Below are 23,146 nucleotides of genomic sequence, written 5' to 3'. Positions count from 1 at the left end.
ACCTATGTTTATGATGAAAGTTATTTGTATATGAAATTAAAAATCATGTAATTTTTGGAGAAATTTATGAAACTCTTATATTTGTAATATATGTAGGAGTTTTTTATTATTTATTTAAGATTTTTAAATTATAAAAATTTTTTATTTTATCTTAACGCAATCTTTATACTCCGAATGTTATACTATTTGTGAGGTGAAAAAATGAAAGATTTTGTTGATAGAAAGTTTTCTTATGCAATATTAATTTTATCTATTGCGTTTATTTTTTATGGATCTTATAGATCTGAAGTGGATACTGTGCTTTCAAAGGCTATAAAAATTTGCTTGGAGTGCGTTGGAATTGGATAATTTAAGAAATAAAAGAAATTTCGTACAAGGATTTTTTACGATTTTTACTAACTTATATATCACAAATTTTTTTAAGGGTACAATTTATACTGGCAAATTAAAAAGTGCTTGTGTACCAGGGCTCAACTGCTATTCATGTCCCGGTGCGGCTTTGTCTTGTCCCATAGGTTCCTTTCAAGCAGTGGTTGGCTCATCAAAATTTAAGTTTTCTTATTATGTGACGGGACTTATGCTTTTATTTGGAACTTTGTTCGGGCGATTGATTTGTGGATTTTTATGTCCTTTTGGATTTTTTCAAGATTTACTTTATAAAATTCCAACAAAAAAGTTTAGCACAAGAAAATTTTCTTTTTTAAAGTATATTAAGTATTTTATTTTAATTTTTGTGGTGTGGATTTGTGGTGTGATTTTTACAGATGAACTGGGGATAGCTTCACCTTATTTTTGCAAGTATATATGTCCACAGGGAATATTGGAAGGTGGAGTACCACTATCTATTGCAAATAAAAGTATTAGAGCTTCTCTTGGTAATTTATTTTTGTTGAAATCAGTTATTCTTATTCTTATAATTGTACTTTCCATATTTTTTTACAGACCTTTTTGCAAATACCTCTGTCCCTTAGGGGCATTTTATGCACTAACTAATAAATTTTCTTTTTATCAATACCATGTTAATGACAGTTGTATTTCTTGTGGGAAGTGTAAAAAAGTTTGCAAGATGGATGTGGATATGTCGAAAAATCAAAGAGCTTTGGAATGTATTAGATGTGGTGATTGTATAAAAGCTTGCCCTACATCAGCAATTTCAACCTCATTTAAAAATAAAAATTTTAATAAAGGAGATATAAATGAAAAATATTTATTCGAAGATAAGTAAGTTGTCAATTATTTTATTTTTAGTTTTTACTCTTGTAGCTTGCACAAGTAAGGCACCAGAAGGCACACAACTTTCTACGGGAGATTTCTTCCCAAAGTTTGAAGGAATTGATTTTAAAGGAAATCCTATAAATAATGAAGTTTTTAAGGATAGTCCAGTGACAATTATGAGTATTTGGTTTACTGGCTGCAAGGGTTGTATAGATGAAATGGAAACTCTTCAAAAAATAAGTGAAGAATTAAAAGACAAAAATGTAAAAGTTATGTCAATATGTCTAGATACTTATGAAAATAAAAATATTAAAGAAGATGCACAAAAGATTTTGAAGACTAAGGGAGTTACTTACACAAATATTGCTGTAAAGCCTTCTGAAGAAAGTGATGCTTATCTTAAAAATTTGACAGCTTTTCCTACAACTCTTTTAATTGATAGAGATGGAAAAGTAATTGACAATATAAGTCTTGGTTCTCAAGAAAAAGTTGATGAACTTTACAAGAAAATTGATGAAATAATAGAAAATGAAAACAAATAATTTTTAAGAAAGTAAATTTAATAAATCCTCATATTATAAAAAACTCGTGCTTTGCCATGAGTTTTTTCTTTGCAAAAATTTACATAGACAAGACAATAATTGTTGCATATGCAACAGAAAAGTATAAAAATTTTTATTAAAATATTTTTAGAAATTAAATGTAATGAGTGAAAAATAATAGGAGGAGAAAATATGGATATGTTTTGTTTTCAATGTCAAGAAACATTTAAGAACACAGGTTGTGTGAAAAAGGGTGTATGTGGAAAAAGTGCAAAAGTTGCAAATTTACAAGATTTTTTGATTTGGATATCAAAGGGCCTTTCTGAAATTGTAATAAAAAGTGGAAAAGACAATAAAGAAGCAACAGATAAAGTCATCTTAAATTTGTTTACTACTATTACAAATGCAAATTTTGACGATATTGCAATAAAAAATAGAATAGAAGAAACAATTAAGCTTATGAATTCTTTGAGAGAAGAAAAAAATTATAGCGATGCTGCAAATTGGAGTACAGAAAAATTTTCTGAAATTGAGAATAAAATAAATTCTGGCGAAGTTTCTATTTTAGCTGAAGATAATGAAGACATTAGAAGTTTAAAGGAACTTATAACTTACGGTCTAAAGGGCATGGCAGCTTATACTAGACATGCAAAAGTTTTGGGCTATGAAAATGAAGAAGTAAATAATTTTATTTTAAAAACTATGGCAGAACTTTTGACAGAAAAAACGGTTGATGAATTAGTTGCACTTACGCTTAAAACTGGCGAAATGGGATATAAAGCAATGGCAACTTTAGATAAAGCAAACACAACAACTTACGGAAATCCTGAAGTTTCTAATGTAAATATTGGAGTTGGAAAAAATCCAGGAATTTTAGTTTCAGGTCATGATTTAAAAGATTTTGAAATGTTACTAGAACAAGCCAAAGGTTCTGGAGTAGATATTTATACTCACAGCGAAATGCTTCCTGCAAATTATTATCCTAAGTTTAAAAAATATAAAAATTTTGTTGGTAATTATGGAAATGCCTGGTGGAAACAAAGAGATGAATTTGAGTCATTTAATGGTCCAATACTTATGACTACAAATTGTATCGTTCCTCCAAAAGATTCTTATAAAGATAAATTGTTTACAACAGGAGCAGCGGGTTACCCTGGTTGCACTTATATAAAAGAAGACGAAAAGGGACACAAAGATTTTTCTAAGATAATTGAACTTGCAAAGAAATGTGATTCTCCAGAAGAAATTGAAAAGGGAGAAATTGTCGGTGGATTTGCTCATTCTCAAGTTATGGCTCTATCTGATAAAGTTATTGAAGCTGTAAAAAATGGCGATATAACAAAATTTGTTGTAATGGCAGGGTGCGATGGAAGAATGAATGATAGAAATTATTATAAAGAATTTGCAGAAGAACTTCCTGATTCAACTGTAATTTTGACAGCGGGTTGTGCAAAATATAGATACAATAAACTAAATCTTGGCGATATAAATGGAATACCAAGAGTATTAGACGCAGGGCAATGTAACGATTCTTATTCTTTAGTTCAAATTGCACTTGCATTAGTCGATGCTTTTGGAGTTGAAAGTGTAAATGATCTTCCAATAGTTTACAATATTGCATGGTATGAACAAAAAGCAGTAATAGTATTACTTTCACTTTTATCACTTGGTGTAAAAAATATTCACCTTGGACCAACTCTTCCTGCATTTTTATCTCCAAATGTTGTAAATGTATTAGTTGATAATTTTGGGATTTCTGGAATTACGAATGTTGATGAAGATATTAAAAATCTTATAACAAAATAAAAAAAGTGTTGACATTTAAAAATTAACCACGTATAATAATAACAATTTATAAATAAACTTTTTGAGAAGAAGAGTACCTTTAAATTGTGACTTAAGAGAGCTTCGTTTTGGTGAAAGAAGTGGATCGATTTTTGGGGAACATGGCCTTTTCTAGGAAATATCGATATTAGATATTTACGGGACTTCCCGTTACAGAAGTAGAGTATGATAGTACTTGAAGAGGTTGCTTTTGTGAGGAAGTGACAAATTAAGGTGGTAACACGAGCTTTCGTCCTTATTGGATGAGAGCTCTTTTTTTATTGGTGGAGGAAAAATGATTGAAGTAAAGAACTTAGTTAAAGAGTTTAAGACAGATGAAAAAAGTTTTAAAGCTTTAGATGATGTTTCTTTCAAATTGAATAGAGGAGAAATTTATGGCGTCATAGGTTTATCTGGAGCTGGTAAATCCACTCTTGTAAGATGCATTAATAGACTTGAAGAACCAACTAGTGGAGAGATATTAATTCATGGAAAATCTATTTTAGATTTAAATGAAAAAGAACTTAGAGATGAGAGAAAGGACATTGGTATGATTTTTCAGTCCTTTAATTTATTTATGCAAAAGACTGTTGCAGAAAATATTGCTTATCCTCTTGAAATTTCTGGTGTATCAAAAAAAGAAACAGAAGATAGAGTTGATGAACTTTTAGATTTTATAGATTTAAGGGAAAAGAAAAATTCATATCCAAAAGAACTTTCTGGAGGACAAAAGCAAAGAGTTGCAATAGCAAGATCTATTGCAACAAATCCATCCATTTTACTTTCAGATGAGGGGACATCAGCACTTGACCCAGCAAATACACAGTCAGTTTTAAAACTTCTTAGAAAAGTTGTAGAAGAATACAATACTACTATAATTATGATCACTCATCAAATGGAAGTTGCAAAAGAAATTTGTGACAGGATTGCTGTGATGCAAAGTGGAAAAATTATTGAAGAAAATGAAACCAAGGAACTTTTTAAAAATCCAAAAACTTCTGTTACAAGATCTTTTATAAAAAATTTGCAAGATGAAACTGAAGAGGGATATTTAAATTCTGATGATTATAAGGGAGATATTTTAAGGCTTTCTTATGCAGATGAAAATTATGACAAGCCAATACTTTCAGAATGTGTAAAAAGATGTGGCATAGATTTTTCAATACTATCAGGCAATATAAATAAATTAAACATTTCAAGTGTGGGTTATCTAACAGTGGAGATACTGGGAGAAGAAAAGGATAGAAATAAAGCAATAAAATTTTTACAAGAAAACAATGTAAACGTGGAGGTGTTATAAGTGGAAAGAATTTTAGATATAATTTTGCCAGCAATACCACAAACTCTAGTAATGGTGTTTGCATCTACAGCAATTGCTCTTTTAATAGGAATGCCACTGGGAGTAATTTTGACAATTACAAGGCCAGGAGGACTTAGTGAATCAAATTCATTTTACTCTTTTTTAGATGGACTTATAAATATACTTCGTTCCTTCCCCTTTGTAATTTTGATGATAGTTGTATTTCCACTTTCAAGACTAATAGTTGGGAAATCCTACGGAACTGCAGCCATGATAATTCCCCTTTCAATTTCGGCAGCACCCTTTGTTGCGAGATTAATGGAAGGATATTTTATGCAAGTTGATCATGGAATAATTGAAGCAGCAGAGTCCATGGGTTCGACAAAAAAAGAAATAATATTTAAAGTTTTAATACCAGAAGCAATGCCTATGATTGTGGGAGCAATTACAATGACAATTATAAATGTAATAGGTTATTCTGCAATGGCTGGAGTAATGGGAGGTGGCGGACTTGGAGATGTTGCCAATAGATATGGATATCAAAGAAATGAACCATTAATACTTTGGTCCGCAGTAGTAGTAATAATAATATTTGTACAAATAGTACAATTTGTAGGAAATAAAATAGCAGATAAAATTGATAAAAGATAGGTATTTATTCTTTTTAGAATTTATATAGAATATTTTAATAAAATTATAGGAGGGAAAAATGAAAAAAATAATTTTAGCATTGTCACTATTTTTAGCGTTAACTCTTACAGCTTGTGGAGAAGTGAAAAATGGAAATGTAAATGCAGAAAAAAATGAAAAAGTGACAGAAGAAAGTAAAAATGATGACAATAAAATTGTTGTAGGTGTTTCACCAACGCCTCATGGTGAAATTGTAGAAGGGCTAAAAGATGAATTTGAAAAAGAGGGGCTTGATGTAGAGGTTGTAAATTTCGATGATTATATTCAACCAAATTTACAATTAGAATCAGGAGATCTTGACGCAAATTATTTTCAACACAAACCATATCTTGATAGTTTTACAGAAGAAAGAAATATCGAAAATTTAGAAGTTTTAGGATATGTTCACATAGAACCAATGGCATTATATTCTGAAAAATATAAATCAGTTGATGAAATAGAAGATGGGTCAGAGATTATAATACCCAATGATCCAAGTAATGGTGCAAGAGCATTAATACTTCTTGAAGATGCAGGACTTATAAAATTAGAAGATAAGAAGAATCTAAACTCAACAGAAAAAGATATAAAAGAAAATCCAAAAAATTTAAAATTCACAGCAATGGATGCACCTTCAATTGCACAAGTTTACAAAGATTCAGGTGCAGCTGTAATCAATTCAAATTTTGCAATAGCACAAGGCCTTGACCCAGTAAAAGATTCAATCAAAATAGAATCAAAGGATTCACCTTATGCAAATTTAGTCGCAGTTAGAAAAGAAGATGTAGAAAAAGAAAAGTTTAAAAAATTTATTAAAGTTTTAAATTCAGAAGAATCTAAAAAATTCATTGAAGAAAAATTTGAGGGTGCAGTAATACCAGCATTCTAGAAATAATTAGTTTGAAATAAAAATGTTTGACCTCTTTACTGAGAAAAAGTGAAGAGGTTTTTTAGTGAAAACTTAATTAAAAAGATATTTATAAATTTTTAAATTATCAAATTAAACTTTGCAAAAATTTTGCAAAAAAAATTGTTTATTTTTACATAAGTTATATAAAATTTGGAAGTAATAATTTTTGAGGGAGGAAAATTTTGAAAATTGTAAAAAAATTGTTTGTTATTTTGGCATGTGCAACATTATTTACAGCATGTGGGTCAAAAGAAAGTCCTAATGCAGATTTAGATTTAAATAGTTTGACACTTGAAGAAATAACCGCAAAGGCAAAAGAAGAAGGAAGAGTTAATTCTCTCGGTATGCCAGATGCTTGGGCGAACTGGGTAGGAACATGGAATGATTTAAAATCTGTATATGGAATCGATCACTTAGATACAGATATGTCTTCTGGAGAAGAATTGGCAAAATTTGAAGCAGAGAAAAAAGATGCAACTGGTGATATTGGAGATGTAGGTATAGCTTTTGGTCCTTTAGCTGTTTCAAAAAATCTTGTTCTTCCATACAAGACTTCTTATTATGATGAAGTACCTGACTGGGCAAAAGACAAAGAAGGAGTAGGAAATTGGGTAATAGCTTATACTGGTTCAATGGCATTTTTAAGTGACAAAAATTCAGTAAAAAATCCACCGAAATCTTGGAAGGAACTTAGAGATGGAGATTATACAGTAACCATAGGAAATGTTGAAACAGCAAATCAAGCACAATTTGCAGTACTTGCAGCAGCCATAGCTTTTGGCGGCGATGAAAATAATCTTGAACCAGCAATGGACTTTTATAAAGAACTTGCAGAAGAAGGAAGATTAAAAGTTACAGAAGCAGACATTGCAACTTTATCATCTGGAGAACATCAAGTTGCTCTTCTCTTTGATTTTAATGCACTTAATTATAGAGATCAAATAGATAAAGATAGATTTGATGTAACTATTCCAAGTGATGGATCAGTTATGACAGGTTACACAACTATTATAAATAAAAATGCGAAGAATCCTTACGCTGCTGCACTTGCTCGTGAATATATATTATCAGATGCAGGACAAAATAATTTAGCTCGTGGATATGCTAGACCAATTAGAAATGTAAAACTTGATGAGGATGCGAAGGCAAAACTTTTGCCAGACGAACTTTACAAATCTGTAGTTCCAGTGAAAGATGAAGAAGCTTGGGATAATGTTTTAGAGAAATTGCCTGGAATGTGGCAAGAAAAAGTAATTTCTTTTCTAAAGTAAGGTGACTTTATGAAAAAACAACTTAAACCTTTTAAAATAACGATGATACTTTTTAGTGTCATTGTTATTTCTATTTTATTGTATCCCTTGGTTAAAATGATAATTTCAAGTTTTATGACAAGTAGCGGAGATTTTACTTTAGAAAATTACAAAGAAATATTTTCTGCAAAGATGTACGTAGATTCTTTTAAAAATTCTATAATTTTATCATTTTTTTCAGCACTTGTTGGAGTTATATTCACTTGGCTTGCAACATATAGCATAATTAGTCTTTTTCCGAAGGCTCGTGAAAAATTTTTAGTTATTTCTAATTTGACATCAAATTTTGCAGGAATTCCTTTAGCTTTTGCATTTATTATACTTCTTGGCAATTCTGGAGTAATAGTTTTATTTGATAAACTCACTGGAATAAATTTATTAAAAGATTTTAATTTATATTCTGTAAGTGGTCTTTTACTAATTTTTATTTATTTTCAACTTCCACTGGGGATAACTTTAATGGTTCCAATTTTTGATGCGCTTGATAAGAAATGGAGAGAAGCCGCAGAACTTTTGGGAGCAAATAGTTTTTACTACTGGAAGAAGATTGGACTTCCTGTGCTTGCACCTAGTTTAATTGGAATTTTTTCAATTATGTTTGCAAATGCACTGGGGGCATATGCTTCTGCAGAAGCACTTACAGGATCTTCAGTGAATTTACTTGCGATAAGAATTGGAAATACAGTATCAGGAGATATTTTTGCAAGACCTGAAATTGGTGCGGCACTGTCTTTAGTATTGTCGATTATTTTACTTGTAAATATGTTGATTTCATCGTGGATGACAAAAAAGTTTAGGAGGGATTTATAATGAAAAAGGCTCTTAAAGTTTTGTCCATAGTGTTGCTTTTGTTGTATTTATTTATTCCATTAATAGCAACTTTTTTATTTTCAATTTGCTCTGATTGGTCTTATTCAATTTTGCCAAAGGGAATAACCTTTAAGTGGTATATAAAATTGTTAACAGATCCTAGATTTTTATTGTCTATTGGCAGATCTTTCTTTTTAGCAGGAATTTCAATATTTATATCAGTAATACTTCTTGTACCATCTATATTTGCAATAAATTTATATTATCCAAAGTTAAAAAAATCAATAGGAATTATAACTGTTGCCTGTTATACAGTGCCAGGAGTGATACTTTCAGTAGCACTTGTTTCGGCGTATGCAAATTTAGGTGTGCCAATGTTAATAGTTGTACTGGGAGCGTATATAATTTCAAGTTTTCCATTAATATCTCAAGGGACATTAAATAGTCTTATGGCAATTGATTCGAAATCTTTAATGGAATCGGCAGAAATTCTTGGAGCATCAAGATTTGAGGGATTTAAGAAAGTTATTCTTCCAAATATTACAAGAGGAGTATTATCTTCTTCTCTTTTTAGCTTTTCAACACTTTTTGGTGAATTTGTAATAGTAAATCTTTTGCTTGGGGCGAGATTTGAAACTATACAAATTTTTTTGAGAAAGAATATGGTTGTAAATGGACACTTATCCTCAGCGATTGTAATATTTTACTTTGTAATAATTATGTTAATTACAATTTTTGCATTAAATCTTGTCAAGAGAGAGAAAGGGTTTAAAAAATGAGTTTTATAGAGATAAAAGACGTCAAAAAAAGTTTTGGTTCAAATCTTGTTTTAAAAGGTTTGAATTTAGATATGAAAAAGGGAAGTTTGAACACTTTATTAGGTTCTTCTGGATGTGGAAAATCTACACTTCTAAGGGCAATAGCAGGTTTAAATGATATAGATAGTGGAGAAATTTATATAAATAAAGTTAGAGTTGATGACAAGATTCCATCAGAAAGAAACATAGGAATGGTGTTTCAAAATTATGCACTTTTCCCCAATATGACAGTTGAAGAAAATATTAAATTTGGTCTTGAGATGAAAAAGATGGACAAAAAATTGCAAGACGAAAAAGCTAGAAAGATGATTGATTTAGTTGGACTTTCAGGAAAGGAAAAAGAATTTCCAAAAACACTTTCTGGTGGTCAACAACAAAGAGTTGCACTTGCAAGATCACTTGTTACAGAGCCTTCAGTTTTGCTTTTAGATGAACCTTTATCAGCTCTTGATGCACAAATAAGGAATACGCTTAGATTACTTATAAAAAATTTACAAAGAGAACTAGGAATAACTATAATTTTTGTAACTCATGATCAAGAGGAAGCTATGACAATGAGTGATTATATTTATATAATGAATAATGGAGATATAATTCAAGAGGGAACTCCTTCTGACATATATAGAAATCCACAAAATGAATTTGTCGCAAGATTTATAGGTTCGTATAATGTGTATGAAAAAGAGAAGTTTGAAGAAATAGACAATAATTTAGAAATAAAATCTAAGTTTGTAGCTATAAGACCAGAAACCATAAGTTTGGTTCCAATAGAAAATTCTGTAAATGTAAAAGGAAAAATTATAAATATTTCCATGTTAGGTTCTCTTTTAAGATTTGATATTGAACTTAATAATGGTTGTAGAATATCAGTTGACAGATTAAATAGGTCAGCAAATTTTAGAGGAATAAATGAAGAAATAAATTTGTTTATACCTTATGACAGTATTATAGAGGTAAATTAGGTGATAAATTGAGAATATTACAATTGACAGATCTTCATTTTGGGAGTTATCCCTTTGATGACACAGATCTAAAAACTATAAAATTAATAGAAAAATTAGTAAAGAAATACAAAGTAGACTTTATAGCGATAACTGGGGATTTAATATGGGCATCAAGTTTAAATGCACTTGAAATTTTTGAAGAACTTATAAAATTCCTTGACACTTTGGAAGTAGAGTTTGCCATAACTCTTGGCAATCACGATTCAGAAAGAGAAAATTTAAATTACTTAATTGAAAATTTTGAAGAACAAGATGAAAAAGTTAAAAATGAATTTAAAAATTCAAAGGAATTGACAAAATACAAAGAAAATTATAAAAATTTAAAACCATATGGGAGAAAAGAACTATTTGACATAATAAAAAAATCAAAAAATCATGTGAAGATAGAAAATGAATTTTGGAGTTGTGATAAATTTCACTATTATGTAGATAGAAAAAATATTAGATTAGTTTTTTTAGATACAGGAAGCTATGACAAATATGGTTTTGGACTTTATGAGTTTTTAGATTTTTCTTCAATAGATTATCTTGAAAATATTACAAAAGATAAAGATTCATATGTATTTTGTCATATTCCCTTTAGAGAATATTTTGATGCAAAAAATAAAGATCTTGCAGTAGGTAATCAAGATGAAGAAGTATGTGCGGGGAAAATAAATACAGGAGCCTTTGCAAGACTTAATTTTAATACAAAAACTAGAGCAGTTTACTGTGGACATGACCATGAAAATGATTTTACGGCAAAATACGGAAATATTATTTTAAATTATGGGAGATGTGGCGGTTATAATACCTATGGAAATTTAAAAAGAGGCGGACGAATTATAGACATAAGTGGGAATAAATTTAAATCTTTTGTAGTAGAAGATGAAGATTAAAAAAATGTTATTAATATTAATATAATTAGAAATCTCTTTTTTATTAAAGCCAAATGATAAATCAATTTTTGTGTTATAATTAAGTAAATTAATAAAGCATAGAAAGAAAGTGTATATTGTGAAAAAATAAAAGGTTCTAAAATTATTTTATTGTTAATAGCTTTTTCACTACTTACAGCTTGTGGCAATAGAAATTTATATTCCATGAAGACGGATGTTTCTGATTTAAAAGGTGTAGAAAAAATTGTAAATAATCTCAATTGGGAAAAAGAAAAAATAAAGAAAGTAAGTGTAGAGGATAAAAATATAAAAATATATGCAAAAGGTGAGTCCAAAGATTTTTATGAAATGGATTTGAAGCCTCAAGTTGTAAATGGAATTTATCTTTTAATTCTTACAGATGCAAATGAAATAAATTATTTTGATAAAAATGGAGAATATTTTTCTATTGATAGAGCAATTGTAGATGAAATTCTGACAAAAGTTTACAGTAAAAGCATAGCAGATTATAAAAACGATGAAAAAGAATTTAAAAAGCTAGAAAAGAAATTAAAAGATTTTAAAGTTGAAAGTGGAGATGTAAAATTCAAACTAGAAGAATAATATAATTATCATAAAATATCTTTATTAGGTTGTGTATACAGTGCAGATTTATTTTGTTGTCTTGTTAAATATAATTACTTTTATTTTATATGGATTGGATAAGTTTAAGGCAAAATTTAACGCGTGGAGAATAAGTGAAAGAGTTCTTTTGACTTTTTCTATTTTTGCAGGATTTGGCGGTCTATTGGGAATGAAAATTTTTCATCACAAGACTAGAAAAAAGAAATTTTATATTGCAAATATTGTTGGAATATTTGTAACGATTTATTTAATATGTAAAAACTAAGGACGCAGTGTTGCGTCCTTTTTACTCGTCTATTTCTGCTAGTATATCCCTTTTCTTTAGCATCTTTAAAATATTTTTTATATCCAAAATTATTACATTTTCATCTTTTAATTTTTGTTTTGTTTCTTCTTTTAAAAAGGATGTGTTTATAAAAAGTACAGGAGTTATATCTTCATAAATGCCTGAAAATTTATTTACAAGAGCGTCTACCTCTTCTTGGGAAAGTACATGAGTGTCATTGTATTTTTTTATTTCAAGAGCATATCTCTTGTTATTTTTCTTGACATAGTAGTCAAAATAAATTTCGTCTTTTTTATTTTTGAAACGCTCCACTTCATATCCTGTTCTTTGTAGTGCTATTTGAGCCAATTTTTCCGCAGTAGCTTCTTCATTTAAACTGTATAGTCCTCTTAATAGGTTTTGAGGAAAAATCTTAAATATGCCTGTACAAATAGATTTATCTTTTTCCATATTTTTTGTGTCAAATCCAATTAACATTCCATCAACAATATTAAAGTGACCATGTGCAATTGCATTTCTAATGTGACGAAGAAGACAATCTGTTTTGGATTCTTCGTCTTGTTTTGTCAAAAGAATTTTTTGTTTATCAGTACATATTGAGTCCTCATAAAATTTTACTATTTCATCGTCAATATAGTCTAAAAAGGCAATATCTTTATTTTTTAGATTCATATAATTCTTTATAATTCCAAAAACAAAATCTTCAAAATCAAGTGAAGACGTGAGTTCATTTTGAGGTGATTGAATTGAATTTATATTTGGAACATACCACAAAAGATATTCCAGAGTTTTTGTCATCTCGGCATTTAATGCTATTGGCTTTTCTTTGTGATATATAGAATAGGATTTTTTATTTTTGCAATCTTCAAATTCAAATCCAAATTTTTTTAGATCAGGTAGCACGATAATTCTCCTTTAAAAAATATTTCAAATAAAGTATATCATAGAATTAAATTAGTTCAATTTCATTTTACAATTAAAAAATTACAAATAAATTTTTTATGCTTGCAATTTAATTTTTTATATGGTATAGTGGTCTAAATTAAATAGGAAACCAGTTTTTAGAGAGGCTGCGACTTTTAAGAGTAGATTTCGAAAGGAAAAGTCGCCGAAGGTAATTACCTGGGGATACAGAAAAAATCTGTATAACTGTCACATAAAAATGCCCAATTTTTTTGTTGTGTGCTCTAAATTCTGAGGGCAAGAGATAGTTTTAAACCATGAGTCTTTTGCTCATGGTTTTTTGTATTGAGGAGGAAGAGATAATGGAAAACACAGAAAATATAGATAAAAAAAAGAAGTTTGTTCCCACAATTGAAACAGAACTTAGAAGAAGACAAGTGTCTGTTCCTGAAGTTTCATATAGAGCAAGTGGAATAAATTTTATGGGCAAAAGAATAAAATCTTTTATATTCACAAATGATATTCCTGTAATAGTAAATAACAATGCACAGGCAATTATGTCAGTTTATCCCTTTACGCCACAATTAAAAATTATCAATTCAATAATTGAAGCTGCATCCGTTCCAGTTTTTGTGGGAGTAGGAGGCGGAACAACATCAGGACTTCGTGCAGTAAATATTGGGCTTCAAGCAGAACTTTTGGGAGCAAGTGGTGTTGTAGTAAATGCACCAATGGAAAATGACAATATAGAACTTTTGGCAAAGGCACTTGATGTGGCTGTAATTGCATCAGTAATTACAAAGTATGATGACATTAAAGGAAAAGTTGATGCAGGTGCAAGGGTTTTAAATATTGCTGGTGGGAAAGAAACGGCTTCACTTGTAAAATATACACGAAAAATTGTTGGAGAGGAATTTCCAATAATTGCAACAGGTGGACACACTGACGAACATATATTAGAAACAATTGATGCAGGTGCAAATGCAATAACTTATACACCTAAGTCAAGTTCAGAAATTTTTTCAGAAGTAATGGAAAAATATAGACTTAATATGGAAAAGAAGTCGGAATAAAAATAATAAGAAAGGGAGAAAAAAATGGAATTTGGAATTTTATCAATAGTTCCTCCAATAGTTGCCATTGCTTTGGCGTTAATTACAAAGGAAGTAATAACTTCTCTTTTAATTGGAATTTTGGCAGGGGGATTAATTTTTACAGGTGGAAATATCATAGCTGCTTTAGAAACAGTTTTTGAACTCATGGGAACGAAGCTTGGCGACAATGCACTTATGTTAGTATTCTTGACAATGCTTGGATCTCTTGTGATGATTATGAATATGGCAGGAGGATCTTTTGCCTATGGGAAGTGGGCAAGTCAAAAGATAAAGAGCAAGAAAATGGCAAAGTTTGCCACAGCTTTTTTAGGAATTTTAATTTTTATTGACGATTATTTTAACTGTCTTACAGTTGGGGCAGTTATGAAGCCAATAATAGATGAAAATAAAGTATCTAGAGCAAAACTTGCACATATTATAGATTCATGTGCTGCGCCAGTCTGTATATTGGCGCCAGTTTCATCATGGGCAGCAAGTGTAGTTGCGGTAATTGGAGATACAGGTGTAAAAAATCCAATGAGCGTATTTTTAGATACAATACCAATGAATGTGTATCCAATATTGACTTTAATTATGATTCTTTATTTTAGTTTTTCAGATGTAGAAATTGGTGTAATGGAAAAATATGAACTAAATGATACATCTAGACTTGTTGAAAATGAAGATGTGGGATATGAATATTCAAAAGATGGTAAAGTTTTTGATTTAATTGTTCCAATATTGGTTTTAATTTTTGTAACAATTTTGATGATGCTTAAAACTGGAGGATTTTTCTCAGAAGATATAAAAGCAGGTGCAGCATTTGGAGATGCAAATGTAAATTTATCGCTCGTAATAGGAGCATTTTTTGCAATAGTTGTTTCGTTTATAATGTATATTCCTAGAAAGCTTTTAAAATTTGAAGACTTTATGAAGGGAATAGTTGAAGGAATGAAGACAATGATCTCTGCAATTGTAATATTATCTCTTGCTTGGACTATTGGTGGAATAACTAGCGATGAATTTTTAAATACTGGTTCGTATATTGCATCACTTATTTCAAATTCAACTATGCCAATGTGGCTTTTGCCTGCAATAATTTTTGTAGTTGGAGCATTTTTATCTTTCTCAACAGGGACAGCTTGGGGAACTTTTGGAATTTTAATTCCAATAATGGTTCCAATATTAATACACACAAATCACATGCACTATCTTGAAATTGTATTAGCAGCAATTTTCTCTGGATCAGTATTTGGAGATCACTGCTCACCAATATCTGATACGACAATTTTGGCATCAGCAGGAGCAGGTTGCGATCACATAGCCCATGTATCAAGTCAATTGCCTTATGCACTTAGCGTTGGGATTTCATCAGCACTTGCATTTTTAATTTCAGGAGTTATAGGAAGACCAGAATTAACACTTTTAATAGGATTGATAATACTTGCAACAATAACTTTTTTCTTAAAAAGAACTACATCTAAGAAATATTTAAAAGTAGAAAAAATTTAAATCTAATAAAGACTAACTAACAGTGCGAACTTAAAAGTTAGTCTTTTTGTTTTAAATATTTTTTGGTGGTTAAATTTTACTTTTTGTGATATATATATATATATATATATCGCTGGTAAAGGAGGAAGGTATGAAAAAGAAGAATTATATTTTAGGTGCAGTAATAGTTATTTTATTAATTATTTTATTTGCACCGAAAAAGAGTGAAAGTTATTACTTAGATGCAAGTGTTGAAAAAGTTGAAGACAGTATCTTGTTCAGTAATAAAAAGTATAAAGTGGACAAAGAAATAGTTAAAGATAAGAAAATTGACGAAAGTGGTTACAGTTTTTCAGACAATAAAGATTTACTTATTGAAATTAAAAATGAAGGTTCTGAAGAATTAAAAGTAGCACTTCAAAATAAAATTTCTTCATCTGTGTTTTTTATTCCAAGAGGTGAAACTAAGTATATTTTTATTTCTGAAGGCAATAAAAACAAAAAATCTCTTGATTTTATAACAGATTCTGGGCAAATAAAGGGACAATTTTCAATTTATAAATTGGACGAAGTTAAATAAGGTAGAGAGTAAAAGACTTAACGAAGTTTAAAATAGTTTTGTTAAGTCTTTTTTATTTTTAAAATTTTTATTTTACCCCTTTAAAATTTGTTTTTTGTGGTATATATTTTAAATAAAGTAAGTAAAGGGGTGTAATATGAGTTTATTTATTGAAAAGGAAAGTATTTTGAACTGCGAAGTGGACGCTATTGTAAACGCAGCAAATGTAAACTTAGAAAGAGGAGGTGGAGTCTGCGGTCAAATTTTTAAAGAGGCAAATGATAAAGCTTTGGAAGAAGAGTGCAGGAGTCTTGCACCAATAAATCCTGGCAAATCTGTTATTACAAAGGGATATAATTTAAAAGCAAAGTACATAATTCACACCGTGGGACCAATTTATTTTGATGGAAATAAAAATGAAAGAAAAACTCTTGAAGCGGCATATAAATCAGCACTTGATATTGCATTAGAAAATAATATAAAGAGCATTGCCTTCCCACTTTTGTCATCTGGAATTTATGGGTATCCACTAGATGAAGCGGCAGAAGTGGCAGTTTTTACGATAAATGATTTTTTAGAAAAAAATGATTTGGATGTAACTATTGCTGTTCTTAATGACGAAGTTTTAAAAATTTTAAAAGAGAAAAACAAAGAGTGGATTGAAAAGTAAATGAAATTTTAAAAGGACCTATGCAGGCCCTTTTTTGAATACTGTTTAAACTAATTTTTTTAAATCATTTCTAAATTTAATTTTCCCTATATGATATGCGATTTTGCCACTGTGTTTTGGATTTAAAAGATTTAACATTCTAAGCCTTCTTTTTCTGCGTGTCATGTGCCTTTTCATCTTTCTTTTTGGTTTCACAAGTTTAAAAAATGCAATTAATTTAATGAATTTTGATAAGTTTTTCATATTGTTCCTCCTATTATTTTTTATATTTACTACCTTTTATTTTAGTTGAATTTTTTGTATTGCTATTTTTATCTTTTGAATTATTGTCTTCGTTATCCATATTTTCTTTGTACCATTCTCTTGTGTGCACGTCGCAATAAGACTTAGGTATGGTCATGTAATCTTCAGGATAAATTCCATAGTGGGATTTGGGGTCATATCCCTCTGGCCTTTCAAAAAGAACAGTGTATAAGACTGTTTCACTTGGACAAAATTGTGTTGCAATTTTATTTGATTCTGAACAAATTAAATATTTTTTAAATAAATCGTCATGATCCTTTGGTTCAGTTCCAGAGATGTATTTTTCTTTGTAACTTGCATTGGCATAGTCGCTCATTTTTGTCGCAAGTTTTCCACTTTTTGAAGATATACTTCTTTCAACTATATAAGATGGATCTACGTCAAATTTTTCATTTTCATAAGTGTCCTTTGTCATTTTGTTAAAAAGTTCAATGGTAGATGACTTGTCAGACGATAGAGAAATTTTTGGAGAATCTGCACCAATCCACATAGAGATGCTGTGGTTCTTTGTAAAAGCATTTATAAAATAATCTGAATTATTTTTATTTTCTCCAAGATACCCTCCAGTTTCAGAAGAAGAAATTTTAATTCTCTTGGCATTTCCTCTATTGGCATTGGAAATAAATACATCTTTTAAAAGATGAGAATTTTTTTCGTCAAAAAGTTTTTTGTTTTTATTTGAGTTGTCAATTATAATATTTCCACTTGGATCTTCAATTTTTAAGATTGCAGTTTCCTCTTTATAGACTCCATCATTTGCAATTGTCTGATACATCTTTGATAAATCGGATAGAGTTACACCAACTTGCATATTTCCAAGGGCTAAGGATTCTAAATTTTCATCATGCTTTTTTTTATTTTCACTTCTTCTTATAAAATAATCTTTATTTTCATCATTGCTATCTATTATTCCAAAAGTTTTTAAAACTTCAATTGCTTTATTTTTTCCCAACTCATTTAAGACTTCTGCAGCAATTACGTTGGAAGAGTTTTCCATTGCAAGCCTCATTGTCATAAGTCCCTTGAAGGAATCGTAATAATTATGTGGCCAAAACATTCCATCGTAGGTGGTTGGCACGTCATCGTAGACATCGCCGAGAGTTTTTTCGTTTTCAAGTGCAGGAAGATAAACTGTAAAAGGAGTGATTGCACTGCCAGGTTGTCTATAAGAATCTGTTGCACGATTTAAAATCTTTGCATTTTTTGTACGAACATCAAGTCCACCTATTATACCTTCGACAAATCCACTTTCATTGTTTACAGCAATCATTGCAGATTGAGGTTGCATCACTGGATTTGGATTAAAGTCGAAATATTTATTTGAAATAATTAAATTTTCATTTTCGATTTTATAGAAATCGGGGACATTTTTTAAATAAGCACCGTCAATAATTAAATAATTATTTTTTAGTTCTGCTGAACCCTTTTCAATTTTTAAAGGGCCAATTTCGTAGGTATTTAAGATTTTATCCTCATCAATTGTGAAAGCATCAATGATGTCTATTTTTTGACCTATTTCTTTAAAAAAACTATTTTTTATTTTCAAATCTCCATGGGAAGATATATTGTAAGAAGATTTTGGAATAACTAGATTAAAGTTTTCATCAAAAATATTATTTCTTGCAAAATATAAAATTTCGTCTTTATATATAATATTGCCACTTTCGTCAAAAGTTAAATTCAACATTTTACTTCCGCCAGCAGAAGATTTCGTAATCAAAAAATTTTTAAAGTTTTCATATTTATCTTCTAAATTTTTTTGGATTTCTTCGTCAATTGTGGAGTAAACTTTGTATCCACCTGTAAATAATTTGTGTTCCCCTTCTTCGAGAGTTGTTTTATAAAAGTCGGCTAAGTACTTTGACGCTTCCTTTTTTATGTAGTCAGTAGAGTAGGTACTCATAGTGTGATTTTTAAAATTGCGAGGATTGATTGCACTTACAATGTCATAATTTTTTGCACGTTCATATTCTTTGTCGTCAATATAACCAAGCTCGTGCATTCTCATCAAAACTATTTTTTGTCTATCAAAGGCGTCTTTATTTAAGACCATATAATAATCTTTTCCATCAATTTCTCTTGTTCCAATTATTTTAAAATCATCTTTTAAATACTCACAAGGCACAGATTTAAAGGGCGAATAATTTGCTGGAGATTTTGGTATTCCTGCAAGGAGTGCAGATTCTGCAATATTTAAATCAACTGCATCTTTGGAAAAATAAGTTTGTGCTGCTGCCTCAATGCCATAAGCACCTTGTCCCAAATTAATTCTATTTAAATAAGCTTCCAAAATTTCATCTTTGTTTAAAACATCTTCTACACGAAGAGATAAATAGGCTTCTTGAATTTTTCTGCCAAAAGTCTTTTGATTTGTGAGATATACTGATCGAACAAGCTGTTGAGTTATAGTAGATCCACCACGAATTAGAGAGTGTGATTTTATATTTGCAGCAACAGAAGATGCTATGCCAATTGGGTCTAGTCCCTTGTGCTTGTAAAATCTGTGGTCTTCAATTGCAATAAAAGAATTTTTTACATTATCAGGTATGTCATAAATATTTATTAAAGTTCTGTATTCAAGTGATTCAACTTTTTCAATTAAATTGCCATCTTTAGAATAAATATAAGAACTTTGATTAAAGGAAGAACTTAAATTATTTAAATCTGTGGCAGGAGTTTTTGAAATTATTGAAACAACTATTGCAGAAAAAAGTGAAACAATTAGAACAAAAACTGAAAGTATAATTAAAAGGATAATTTTAATTTTTTGATTTTTATCTAAATTTTTAAAATTAAATTTTTTAGTTTTATTTATTTTAATTTTTTTATTTGCATTAGTTTTCATAAGGACTCCTTTTTTTAATTATATCATTTTAATACGCTAATTACTATTATTGGAACTTATATTAGAAAGTCTATTTATTTTAAAAGTTGAGAATAATAATTTTGTAAAATTTTAAATGATAAGTTGTAAAATTAAATGGGACACGAATAAAAAATAAAAGAGTAAAAATTTTTTATGTAGTATAATGTAATTATGGATAATGTTTATTTAGAGAATTTAAATTCAAATAAAAAGTTAGAAAAAGTTATAATTGTTGGCACAAATATTGGTGCTTACCCTCACAGCCTTGAAACTTCTATGAAGGAGTTATCTGATCTTGTATATGCTGATGGAGCAGAGGTTGTGGGAGAAGTCACGCAAAACATTTTAAAATTTAATCCAAAATATTTAATTGGAGCAGGTAAAGTTGATGAAATAAAAGAAATGGCAAAACTTTTGGAAGTTGATGCCATTGTTTTTAACGATGAACTCTCAGGAATTCAAGTTAGAAATTTAGAGAAGAGAATAAAGAAAAAAGTAATTGATAGGACAAACTTAATCTTAGATATTTTTGGACTTCGTGCAACTACTTATGAAGCAAAACTTCAAGTTGAGCTTGCAAGGCTTGAATATCAAATGCCTAGACTTCTTGGCATTGATGGTTTGTCTAGAACTGGTGGTGGAATTGGGACTAGAGGGCCTGGTGAACAAATAATTGAAACTGATAGAAGAAGACTTAAAAGAGAAATAGACAAAATAAAAGAGAAACTTGAAAAAGCAAAAAAAACTAGGGACACAACTAGAACTAGAAGACTTGAAAATAATATTCCAATTGTATCCCTTGTAGGATACACAAATGCAGGTAAGTCCACGATTTTAAATAGATTAAAAGAAGAAGAGTCTGGAGAAGTTTCTGTAAAAAATATGCTATTTGAAACTCTTGATCCAAGTTCTAGAAAGGCAAGGCTTTTGTCTGGTCGTGAATTTATAATTTCTGATACAGTTGGTTTTGTTTCAAAACTTCCTACAAAAATTGTGGAGGCTTTTAAGTCAACTCTTGAGGAGATAAAATATTCTGATTTAATTTTGCACGTAATTGATGCATCAAGTGAAGATTTGGAAATTCAATACAAGACAACTATGTCAATTTTAAAAGAAATTGATGTATTGGACAAAAATATTATTACAGTTTTTAATAAAGTGGACAAGGTAAATATTGAAGAGATAAATCTTCCTCTAAAAGTTTTGCCAGATAAAAAAGTTTATATATCTGCGAAAAACGATGAAAATATGGACAGTCTTCTTAAAATTATTGAAGACAATTTAGAGGAAAAATATTTTGATGTAAAATTAAAATTTCCTTATGACGACACGGAGATTCTCTACAAGTTAGTTGATAAATTTGAACAAGCTCCAATTTATGAAGATGATGGCATTTATTTAAATTTAAAACTTCACGAGAAGGAATATGAAAAAGTAAAGGATTATGAAGTAAATGTATAATTCAATTTTAAAAAGTGGGAAATCTGAAATAGAAATAAAAAAATCTATTTTCATTGGACGAGCTTTTTTTGTGAAAAGTGAAGAAGAAACTCTTGAAATTTTAAAAAATGTAAAGGAAGAAGAGAACTCTGCCACGCACAATTGTCATGCCTATATTATTGGAGAAGATGGACTAACTCAGAGATATTCCGATGACGGTGAGCCAAGTGGCACAGCTGGAGTTCCCATGCTTGAAGTCTTAAAAAAGGAAGATATGAGAAATGTCCTTGTGATTGTAACTCGTTACTTTGGTGGAACAAAACTTGGTGCAGGCGGGCTTGTTCGTGCTTACACAGATGCAGTTGTAAAGGCAATTGACGATGCAAAAAGAGTAGTGAGGAAAAATTTCACTAGAACAAAAATTATTTACGATTACACCTTTCATGGAGCGATTATAAATTTACTTGCCAATGAAAATTTTAAAATTATCGAAGAAAATTACACAGATAAAGTTGAAGTTACAATTGATATTGGCGAAGACAAAAGTATTTTAAATAAAATTAAAGATTTAACAAGTGCAAATTTTGAAAGTGAAGACTTAGAGGAAATTGAACTTCCTACAATTGACGGAAAAATTATTTATTAAAATATTTAGGAGATATTATGGATTATAAAAAAGTTACAGAAGATTTAGTAAAATGGGTAGGAGATTATGCAAAAAAAATTGGTGCAGAAGGATTTATCTTTGGACTTTCTGGTGGAATTGATTCAGCAGTAATTGCTGCAATCTCAAAAAGAATTTTCCCAGAAAATTCTCTTGGACTTATTATGCCTTGCGATAGTATAAATGAAGATAGAGAGGATGCGTTAAAAGTTGCTAAAGAAATAAACCTAGAAACAAAGACAATTGATTTAACAAGTACTTTTGATGAACTTATGAAAGCATCTTTTATTTCAGGAAATAGAATGGCAAAATCAAATATAAAACCAAGACTTAGAATGACAACACTTTATTATTATGCACAAGACCTTGGTTACTTAGTCCTTGGACCATCAAATGGAAGCGAAATGTATCTTGGTTATTCTACAAAATATGGAGATTCTGGTGCAGACTTAATGCCAATTGCAAATATTTTAAAGACCGACATTTTTAAAATAGCAAAAGAACTTGGACTCCCAGAATTTATAATAAATAAAAAGCCATCAGCAGGACTTTGGATTGGACAAACTGACGAAGATGAAATGGGGTTTACTTATGAAGTTCTTGATGCCTACATCAGGGGAGAAAAAATTCCAGAGCCTGAAATAAAAGAAAAGATAGACAAGATGCACAAAAACTCAGAACATAAGAGAAAATTGGCTCCAAGGTTTGAGCTTAAATAAAAAAATTTACAAAAAAATTACTACTATTTTAATGCGATTTTGCTTAAATATTATATTGATTAATTGATAAGAATGATATGCAGAAAGAATAGTTATGGAACATTGGCCGAGAGTTTCTTGGACTCAAAAATTATGGACATTTAATTTTAGAGATACATGCAGTCCTATCTATCCAAGTTGGATTTCGGGTGGTAAATATAAGTATAAAACATACTTTTATTCAGATTCAAATAGAAACGAATTAATA

General features: G+C 29.6%; 24 protein-coding genes and 1 riboswitch. Of the genes, 21 read left to right on the top strand and 3 right to left on the bottom strand.

All coding sequences use genetic code 11. The features are described 5' to 3' along the window. Positions 1-201: 201 nt before the first annotated feature. The 14 genes from RH95_RS09670 to RH95_RS03175 all read left to right on the top strand — a co-directional run bounded on the left by RH95_RS09670 (position 202) and on the right by RH95_RS03175 (position 12,169). The gene (locus RH95_RS09670) at positions 202-348 is read left to right on the top strand and encodes a CD1871A family CXXC motif-containing protein (protein ID WP_010244302.1); all 147 of its coding nucleotides are present in this window, start codon (positions 202-204) and stop codon (positions 346-348) included. After that, positions 341-1,225, top strand: a complete 885-nt coding sequence (locus tag RH95_RS03235; protein ID WP_010244300.1) for a 4Fe-4S binding protein — start codon at positions 341-343, stop codon at positions 1,223-1,225. Before RH95_RS09670 ends, RH95_RS03235 begins: the two co-directional genes overlap by 8 nt. Continuing rightward, the gene (locus RH95_RS03230; protein WP_010244298.1) at positions 1,197-1,757 is read left to right on the top strand and encodes a TlpA family protein disulfide reductase; all 561 of its coding nucleotides are present in this window, start codon (positions 1,197-1,199) and stop codon (positions 1,755-1,757) included. Before RH95_RS03235 ends, RH95_RS03230 begins: the two co-directional genes overlap by 29 nt. A 198-nt stretch (positions 1,758-1,955) precedes the next feature. Then, positions 1,956-3,563, top strand: a complete 1,608-nt coding sequence (hcp, locus tag RH95_RS03225; protein ID WP_010244296.1) for a hydroxylamine reductase — start codon at positions 1,956-1,958, stop codon at positions 3,561-3,563. A gap of 313 nt (positions 3,564-3,876) precedes the next feature. Continuing rightward, entirely contained in the window at positions 3,877-4,881 is a 1,005-nt protein-coding gene (locus tag RH95_RS03220) for a methionine ABC transporter ATP-binding protein (protein ID WP_026038579.1), read from the top strand. Continuing rightward, entirely contained in the window at positions 4,882-5,532 is a 651-nt protein-coding gene (locus RH95_RS03215; RefSeq protein ID WP_010244292.1) for a methionine ABC transporter permease, read from the top strand. 58 nt (positions 5,533-5,590) lie between these two features. Continuing rightward, positions 5,591-6,439: a MetQ/NlpA family ABC transporter substrate-binding protein gene (locus tag RH95_RS03210; RefSeq protein ID WP_010244291.1), complete on the top strand. Its 849-nt coding sequence runs from the start codon at positions 5,591-5,593 to the stop codon at positions 6,437-6,439. 203 nt (positions 6,440-6,642) lie between these two features. After that, entirely contained in the window at positions 6,643-7,731 is a 1,089-nt protein-coding gene (locus RH95_RS03205; RefSeq protein WP_010244289.1) for an ABC transporter substrate-binding protein, read from the top strand. 9 nt (positions 7,732-7,740) lie between these two features. Beyond that, positions 7,741-8,580, top strand: coding sequence for an ABC transporter permease (locus tag RH95_RS03200; protein ID WP_010244287.1), 840 nt, complete (start codon positions 7,741-7,743; stop codon positions 8,578-8,580). Continuing rightward, positions 8,580-9,359, top strand: coding sequence for an ABC transporter permease (locus RH95_RS03195; protein ID WP_010244285.1), 780 nt, complete (start codon positions 8,580-8,582; stop codon positions 9,357-9,359). Before RH95_RS03200 ends, RH95_RS03195 begins: the two co-directional genes overlap by 1 nt. Next, a complete protein-coding gene (locus tag RH95_RS03190; RefSeq protein ID WP_010244284.1) occupies positions 9,356-10,360 on the top strand; it encodes an ABC transporter ATP-binding protein in 1,005 nt (334 codons plus the stop codon). The genes RH95_RS03195 and RH95_RS03190 overlap by 4 nt, the downstream gene beginning before the upstream one ends. Positions 10,361-10,368: 8 nt before the next feature. After that, positions 10,369-11,280 (top strand): metallophosphoesterase, encoded by a 912-nt coding sequence (locus RH95_RS03185; RefSeq protein WP_010244282.1) that lies wholly within the window; start codon positions 10,369-10,371, stop codon positions 11,278-11,280. Positions 11,281-11,484: 204 nt separating this feature from the next. Further along, positions 11,485-11,883, top strand: a complete 399-nt coding sequence (locus RH95_RS03180) for a hypothetical protein (RefSeq protein ID WP_026038578.1) — start codon at positions 11,485-11,487, stop codon at positions 11,881-11,883. Positions 11,884-11,944: 61 nt separating this feature from the next. After that, positions 11,945-12,169, top strand: coding sequence for a DUF1294 domain-containing protein (locus RH95_RS03175; RefSeq protein ID WP_235777708.1), 225 nt, complete (start codon positions 11,945-11,947; stop codon positions 12,167-12,169). A gap of 21 nt (positions 12,170-12,190) precedes the next feature. Here the strand turns inward: RH95_RS03175 and RH95_RS03170 are convergent, their stop codons facing one another. Further along, positions 12,191-13,093 (bottom strand): HEPN family nuclease, encoded by a 903-nt coding sequence (locus RH95_RS03170; RefSeq protein WP_010244274.1) that lies wholly within the window; start codon positions 13,091-13,093, stop codon positions 12,191-12,193. A gap of 153 nt (positions 13,094-13,246) precedes the next feature. Beyond that, positions 13,247-13,386: riboswitch (Lysine riboswitch) on the top strand. Positions 13,387-13,455: 69 nt separating this feature from the next. Here RH95_RS03170 and RH95_RS03165 point away from each other — a divergent pair. From RH95_RS03165 to RH95_RS03150, 4 genes are all read left to right on the top strand, one after another. After that, positions 13,456-14,166, top strand: a complete 711-nt coding sequence (locus tag RH95_RS03165) for a beta/alpha barrel domain-containing protein (protein ID WP_010244271.1) — start codon at positions 13,456-13,458, stop codon at positions 14,164-14,166. Positions 14,167-14,190: 24 nt separating this feature from the next. Beyond that, entirely contained in the window at positions 14,191-15,699 is a 1,509-nt protein-coding gene (locus RH95_RS03160) for a Na+/H+ antiporter NhaC family protein (protein WP_010244268.1), read from the top strand. Between the two features lie 130 nt (positions 15,700-15,829). After that, a complete protein-coding gene (locus RH95_RS03155; protein ID WP_010244265.1) occupies positions 15,830-16,258 on the top strand; it encodes a hypothetical protein in 429 nt (142 codons plus the stop codon). A gap of 136 nt (positions 16,259-16,394) precedes the next feature. Next, positions 16,395-16,907, top strand: a complete 513-nt coding sequence (locus tag RH95_RS03150) for a macro domain-containing protein (RefSeq protein ID WP_010244262.1) — start codon at positions 16,395-16,397, stop codon at positions 16,905-16,907. 45 nt (positions 16,908-16,952) lie between these two features. Here the strand turns inward: RH95_RS03150 and RH95_RS03145 are convergent, their stop codons facing one another. Together RH95_RS03145 and RH95_RS03140 are read right to left on the bottom strand one after the other, a co-directional pair. Continuing rightward, positions 16,953-17,150, bottom strand: a complete 198-nt coding sequence (locus tag RH95_RS03145; protein ID WP_010244259.1) for a hypothetical protein — start codon at positions 17,148-17,150, stop codon at positions 16,953-16,955. Between the two features lie 13 nt (positions 17,151-17,163). After that, a complete protein-coding gene (locus RH95_RS03140) occupies positions 17,164-20,055 on the bottom strand; it encodes a transglycosylase domain-containing protein (RefSeq protein WP_010244256.1) in 2,892 nt (963 codons plus the stop codon). A 192-nt stretch (positions 20,056-20,247) separates the two neighbouring features. Here RH95_RS03140 and hflX point away from each other — a divergent pair, with 192 nt between their 5' ends. Genes hflX through nadE form a run of 3 tightly spaced genes read left to right on the top strand, consistent with a single transcriptional unit; the run spans position 20,248 to position 22,899 of the window. Continuing rightward, positions 20,248-21,537, top strand: coding sequence for a GTPase HflX (gene hflX, locus RH95_RS03135; RefSeq protein ID WP_010244253.1), 1,290 nt, complete (start codon positions 20,248-20,250; stop codon positions 21,535-21,537). Further along, positions 21,530-22,162, top strand: a complete 633-nt coding sequence (locus RH95_RS03130) for a YigZ family protein (protein ID WP_010244251.1) — start codon at positions 21,530-21,532, stop codon at positions 22,160-22,162. Before hflX ends, RH95_RS03130 begins: the two co-directional genes overlap by 8 nt. Before the next feature lie 17 nt (positions 22,163-22,179). Next, complete coding sequence (gene nadE / locus RH95_RS03125) at positions 22,180-22,899, top strand: NAD(+) synthase (protein ID WP_010244248.1); 720 nt, start codon at positions 22,180-22,182, stop codon at positions 22,897-22,899. Positions 22,900-23,146 lie beyond the last annotated feature (247 nt).

Source organism: Peptoniphilus rhinitidis 1-13 (assembly GCF_000246925.1).
Lineage (GTDB): Bacteria > Bacillota > Clostridia > Tissierellales > Peptoniphilaceae > Peptoniphilus_A > Peptoniphilus_A lacydonensis.
This window is presented reverse-complemented; position numbering and strand designations above follow the sequence as displayed.

Bases quoted from the DNA above. Each gene is read 5' to 3' on its own strand.
- RH95_RS09670 (WP_010244302.1), top strand. From the start codon at position 202: ATGAAAGATTTTGTTGATAGAAAGTTTTCTTATGCAATATTAATTTTA.
- RH95_RS03230 (WP_010244298.1), top strand. From the start codon at position 1,197: ATGAAAAATATTTATTCGAAGATAAGTAAGTTGTCAATTATTTTATTT.
- hcp (WP_010244296.1), top strand. From the start codon at position 1,956: ATGTTTTGTTTTCAATGTCAAGAAACATTTAAGAACACAGGTTGTGTG.
- RH95_RS03220 (WP_026038579.1), top strand. From the start codon at position 3,877: ATGATTGAAGTAAAGAACTTAGTTAAAGAGTTTAAGACAGATGAAAAA.
- RH95_RS03210 (WP_010244291.1), top strand. From the start codon at position 5,591: ATGAAAAAAATAATTTTAGCATTGTCACTATTTTTAGCGTTAACTCTT.
- RH95_RS03200 (WP_010244287.1), top strand. From the start codon at position 7,741: ATGAAAAAACAACTTAAACCTTTTAAAATAACGATGATACTTTTTAGT.
- RH95_RS03195 (WP_010244285.1), top strand. From the start codon at position 8,580: ATGAAAAAGGCTCTTAAAGTTTTGTCCATAGTGTTGCTTTTGTTGTAT.
- RH95_RS03190 (WP_010244284.1), top strand. From the start codon at position 9,356: ATGAGTTTTATAGAGATAAAAGACGTCAAAAAAAGTTTTGGTTCAAAT.
- RH95_RS03180 (WP_026038578.1), top strand. From the start codon at position 11,485: ATGAAGACGGATGTTTCTGATTTAAAAGGTGTAGAAAAAATTGTAAAT.
- RH95_RS03165 (WP_010244271.1), top strand. From the start codon at position 13,456: ATGGAAAACACAGAAAATATAGATAAAAAAAAGAAGTTTGTTCCCACA.
- RH95_RS03160 (WP_010244268.1), top strand. From the start codon at position 14,191: ATGGAATTTGGAATTTTATCAATAGTTCCTCCAATAGTTGCCATTGCT.
- RH95_RS03155 (WP_010244265.1), top strand. From the start codon at position 15,830: ATGAAAAAGAAGAATTATATTTTAGGTGCAGTAATAGTTATTTTATTA.
- RH95_RS03150 (WP_010244262.1), top strand. From the start codon at position 16,395: ATGAGTTTATTTATTGAAAAGGAAAGTATTTTGAACTGCGAAGTGGAC.
- RH95_RS03145 (WP_010244259.1), bottom strand. From the start codon at position 17,150: ATGAAAAACTTATCAAAATTCATTAAATTAATTGCATTTTTTAAACTT.
- RH95_RS03140 (WP_010244256.1), bottom strand. From the start codon at position 20,055: ATGAAAACTAATGCAAATAAAAAAATTAAAATAAATAAAACTAAAAAA.
- hflX (WP_010244253.1), top strand. From the start codon at position 20,248: ATGGATAATGTTTATTTAGAGAATTTAAATTCAAATAAAAAGTTAGAA.
- RH95_RS03130 (WP_010244251.1), top strand. From the start codon at position 21,530: ATGTATAATTCAATTTTAAAAAGTGGGAAATCTGAAATAGAAATAAAA.
- nadE (WP_010244248.1), top strand. From the start codon at position 22,180: ATGGATTATAAAAAAGTTACAGAAGATTTAGTAAAATGGGTAGGAGAT.